The organism is Cupriavidus sp. GW822-FHT02D05, assembly GCF_058802485.1.
In genome coordinates this window covers 1-532 of record NZ_JBXAOE010000093.1, presented here as the reverse complement: position 1 = coordinate 532, position 532 = coordinate 1, and the positions used below count along the sequence as shown (strand labels likewise).

General features: G+C 66.9%; 1 pseudogene. It reads left to right on the top strand.

Going from position 1 to position 532, the window contains the following annotated elements:
• A pseudogene (locus AC1RQK_RS40510) lies at positions 1-532 on the top strand (GGDEF domain-containing protein); the annotation flags it as partial.

Here is a 532-nt window from a genome sequence, read left to right as displayed (position 1 = left end):
GGGCGCGAGCATTTCCGGGTCCATCAGAACGCGGGCGGGCGCGACATCCTGTTCATCAGCGACCCGGTGAAGGGCAAGGTCTCGCGCAAATGGTCGATCCAGTTCACGCGCCCCATCCTGCGCGCGGGCAGCTTCGACGGGGTCGTCGTGGTCTCGGTCAGTCCGGAGCAGTTCGCCAGCTTTGCGCAGACGTTCACTAACCGCGATGGCGAAGTGGCGTCGGTCATCAAGACTTCCGGCCAGGTCCTTGCGCGCGTGCCGGCCCTGGAGGGCGCGCTGGCCAGGGCGGTCAGCAGCAGGCCGTACCTCGCCAGCGAGGCGCCCCAGTCTGGTAGTTATCGGGCGGTGTCGGGCTCAGAAGGCGTGGAGCGGGTCTTCGGCTATTACCGTGCGCCGGAGTTCGGGCTCAATTTCGTGGTGGGCGAGTCGGTCGGCATGGTGCTGGCGCCCTACGAGGTCTATCGCCGCGTTGCCTTGGCCGGCGCCATTGCTTCCACGCTGCTGCTTGGCCTGTTGTACTACAGCCTGCGCC